This is a genomic window from Microcystis sp. M49636_WE2, assembly GCF_030065375.1.
Lineage (GTDB): Bacteria > Cyanobacteriota > Cyanobacteriia > Cyanobacteriales > Microcystaceae > Microcystis > Microcystis aeruginosa_C.
The window spans coordinates 1-4144 of sequence record NZ_JASJFG010000481.1 but is presented as its reverse complement, the minus strand read 5'-3'; the positions used below and the strand labels follow the sequence as shown (position 1 = coordinate 4144).

General features: G+C 42.5%; 3 protein-coding genes and 1 pseudogene. All 4 read right to left on the bottom strand.

Going from position 1 to position 4144, the window contains the following annotated elements:
• Positions 1 to 82, bottom strand: a pseudogene (locus PX484_RS26015) (photosystem II assembly protein Psb35); the annotation flags it as partial.
• Between the two features lie 59 nt (positions 83 to 141).
• On the bottom strand, positions 142 to 549 hold the full coding sequence (locus PX484_RS11360; protein WP_287765385.1) for a gamma-glutamylcyclotransferase family protein: 408 nt from the start codon (positions 547 to 549) through the stop codon (positions 142 to 144).
• On the bottom strand, positions 546 to 1571 hold the full coding sequence (locus PX484_RS11355; protein WP_002802558.1) for an aldo/keto reductase: 1026 nt from the start codon (positions 1569 to 1571) through the stop codon (positions 546 to 548). Before PX484_RS11355 ends, PX484_RS11360 begins: the two co-directional genes overlap by 4 nt.
• A 337-nt stretch (positions 1572 to 1908) precedes the next feature.
• On the bottom strand, positions 1909 to 4144 hold a 2236-nt coding region (locus PX484_RS11350; protein ID WP_288103876.1), incomplete at its 5' end, for a PatA/PatG family cyanobactin maturation protease.

Here is a 4144-nt window from a genome sequence, read left to right as displayed (position 1 = left end):
CAGCAGCCAGAAAACCGACCACATAAACTGCCACGAAATAAACGGGGAATTTGCCACGGGCCACTTCTAGGAGTAGATACATAATTTTTTCACGATTAAGCTTTTAATTTGTATATCTTAACAGAATCGGCCCCCTCATCCCTATTCTCGATCGCTACTGGTCCACCAACCGGAAGGCAGCCAAACACCGCCATGAAAAGCTATTTTTGCTGGTGTCATCACATATCCCCAGGCTTCGCCGATCAATTCTCGCTCTAGATTATAAATAGGGATTCTGCGACGCTGATACTCGTTTTCTTCTGCAGCTCTGCCGGGTTGATAATCTTCCAAACCATCCAAAAGCCCAATATCATAACCTGCGTTAAAAGTCAATAAAATTCCCTTCACCCAGCCCTCCCCCTCGGTCAGTCCGGGATAACCGAGGGCGGTAAGATGGTATAAATGCCCCCTTGTGTAGACGGTTCTAGAGTTGATCACTTTTCCTGCACAGTAGGCAGCATAGTTACTCTCCCTGGGTTTCAGGGTTCCATAAACAAAAACTTCCATCATCGATCCAATTGTGCAGCTACTCCTCCTAATAGGATATCGCGAACAAATTGACTGGCTAAAAGTTCGTGGGGAAAACCGAGGGAAATGGCACTGATATTATCGAGTCGTTGCAGCTGTTCCCCAGTCAGGTTAAAGTCCACACAGGCGAGATTATCCTGCAATTGGGACAATTTTCGAGCGCCAATGATAGGAATTATGGGGTTAGGGCGATTTCTGAGCCAATTTAACGCCACTTGTGCCGGTGATTTCCCGATTTCTCTGGCAATCTCCAGGACAGTCTCGGCAATTTTCAGATCGCGATCAAAAATTTGAAAAGGTTGGTCGGTCATGCTTAAACGACCATCGACGGGGTGGGGTTGATTATATTTTCCCGTTAAAACTCCTCCTCCCAGGGGACTCCAAGCTGTCACCCCGATGTTTAATGCTTTGGCCATAGGCAATAATTCCCGTTCGGGGGTGCGTTCCTTGAGAGAATATTCTATTTGTAGTCCGATAAAGGGTGTCCATCCCCGTAGGGTGGCCAGGGTGTTTGCTTGGGAGACAATCCAAGCAGGACTGTCAGAAATGCCGATATAAAGCACTTTTCCCATCCTGACCAAATCATCGAAAGCACGCATCACTTCCTCGATAGGAGTGAGAGAGTCCCAAATATGAAGCCAGAGTAAATCGATGTAATCAGTACCTAAACGCTTTAAACTAGCTTCTACCGCTTGAAAGAGGTTTTTTCGATGATTTCCGCAAGCATTGACATCGCCGGGGCGGGTGTTGAGAGAATATTTCGTGGCGATTACCCATTTTTCTCGATCGCCCTTGACAAATTCCCCCACTAATGTTTCACTGGTTCCGTTTGTGTAGATATTGGCCGTATCGAGAAAATTGCCGCCCGCTTCCGCAAAAGCCTGAAAAACCGCCCGACTTTCCTCTTTATCCGACCCCCAACCCCAATCTTCCCCGAATGTCATCGTTCCTAGACATAGTTCGGAAACTCGCAGACCACTATTACCTAAAAGTTTGTAACGCATAATTAACTAAAATTTTGAATAAGAAGTTAATTATAATTGAATTTGATCGACATTTTTGCTAAGTACATTTGGTAGAATTTTGACAAGTTAACCCTGGCCTTATTGATTAATCATTCTTTGCTTAGGTACTTAAGTAGGTAGGTGTTAAAAGTTGTCAGATCCCCCCCTTATCAAGTAGGGCAGGGGGGATCCCCCCGCCTATCGGCACCCCCCTTATTAAGGGGAGCAGGGGGGATCCCCCCGCCTATCGGCACCCCCCTTATTAAGGGGGGCAGGGGGGATCAGAGGCAAAATCTATCTTCAATTTAATTATAACTACTTACTTAGCAGACTCAGGCTATTTAGAAACAGCCCAAGAACGCACTTTACCTAAAGTTACAGGTGTGCGATCGCTGACATCAATCGTAAAGCGAAAAACTCGTTTGGCCCGCAGACCATTTTCGGGATCAAAGAATTTTAATTTCACATCCCAACATTCACTACCATAGCGACAAAAAGGGCTTTTTTCCACTTCAATACTGTGTAATTCCATTCCCATTGCTACTGCTTGGGAGAAGGTTTGTACGGCTTGAAAAGCGTTAGTAGCCGCAAAATTTAAAGCGCGATCCCGGGCGATTTGTCCGACGTTGCGTAAGTCATAATAAATGCGATTTAAGAAACTGGTTAGAGAACGCCGCATCCTCGCTTCATCGGCGATTTCATGTTCTGTACTAACAGTTTCTATCGCTGATTCAATCAAAGTATTAATTTTCCAGCCATACATTCCTCGCGGACTATTAACCTTGATGACGGGAACAATTTGACCAGAAAACAGTTTGACTGTTTCCTCAGTCAGGATACCGGGAATACTCACCCTTTCGACATAATCTTCGTCGGATTCTGGTAATATTTGACCCGCCAACATATATTGCATGACTTGATAAACATCGGCGGCAAAAGCTCCCACGGGTTTAATTGCATAGATGGGAGTTAGTTCTAAATTGACTGTCCAAATTAAAGACTTAGTTTCTGATAAATTACTTTCTAAATAATCTACCATTTGCCGCGCATCGTAGGGATTGGGAGGTAATTCAAGATTATCGATCGTGATGGTTGGCATTAACTGTTTAAAGGTGTCCCGACGCGCTTCTGTGCCGAAATCATAACCTAAAGTTCCTAACACATAAACGAGGTTTGACCGTTGACTAGGAGTAATGCTTGCTTGACTAGCATTGATCAAGTTTGCAGAAACAGGAGTTGTGACAGCGATATTTGATGATACTTGATTAAGATTTGTGTTTCCACTAACCAGATGGGAATTGAGTTTTATTTCAGATTCCTTGACTAAGGGCTTTTTAAGCTGTTCTAGGTTTTCAATTGCTTGTAATTCTCTTAAAAGAACTTTGGCTGTAGCCGGTCTTTTTTCGGGATCAAGGGCAATTGTCGCTGCAATTAAATTTTTAATGGGTAGTGGTGCATCAAGTTTTTGTAGTGCAGCTAAAACATCTTCATAATTAGACAATTCAACATCAGTTAAACAATCTAACACTAAAATGCCAAAGGCAAACACATCTCTATCATAGCTGTTTAGCCCATTACCCGGTTCAGGAGGAACATAAATACCTCGCCCAGGTTTCAACAGAGAGACTAAGGTAATATTACTATTATCGTTATTGTCAATTTTCGTGGAAACGTTAAAATCAGCAAGCTTGACATTACTTTGATTGTCAATAAGAATATTTGTCGGATGAATGTCTCTGTGGATATAGTGATGACGGTGACAAAATTCCAGACCTTCAAGAATCGGTAAGGCAATATTTATATAAAAGTCATGCCAATCTTTATAGGGATAAACTTGAAGATAATCTTCTAAATTCCAGTCCATCCATTCAAGCACCAAAAACTCATTATCTGTATGTTCATCAACACCATAATCAAGCAGTTTGATAATTCTAGGATGTTTTAACTCTGTGAGAGCTTGTATTTCTCTCTTTAAGGCTTCATTTGCCATCTCCTTACTCAAGGATTTGAAAAAAGTTTTATTACCAGTTGCTAGTTGTTCCTCCAGATTTAGTTGATATACCTTAATAGCAAGATTTACGCCGGGGTTAGTTGCATCAACAGCTTTATAGATTTTAAAACTTCCCGTTGCTATAGGTTGTGGATCTAAAATGTATTTGCCACTGAGTATAGGTGAGGTGATGGCGTTTTCTGTTATTGAACTGGGTAAGCTTGATAATTTTTGTCCGGTAATTAATTCGTAAGCACCCGCAATATTGATTTTTCCTAATAAACAGCGTTCTGGTTCTTCTACTTCATTAGGATCGCAGGGGATGGCACTATTAATCAAGGCGGCTCTTACTGCTTCTGCATCGGGAGATAAACCCTGTTCTAATTGTAAACTCATCAATAAAGCGGCTGTTCCTGTCACAATGGGAGCCGCGCAGCTAGTCCCTTTTTTGCGGATGGGGTCATCGGTTCCGGGTTGAGCGCCTAAAATATTCTCTCCTGGAGCGAGAATCCCTTGAGTTGCATATTTACCACCAAAATTACTAAATTTAAATGGCTCGCCTGTATCTTTCATTGCTCCTACT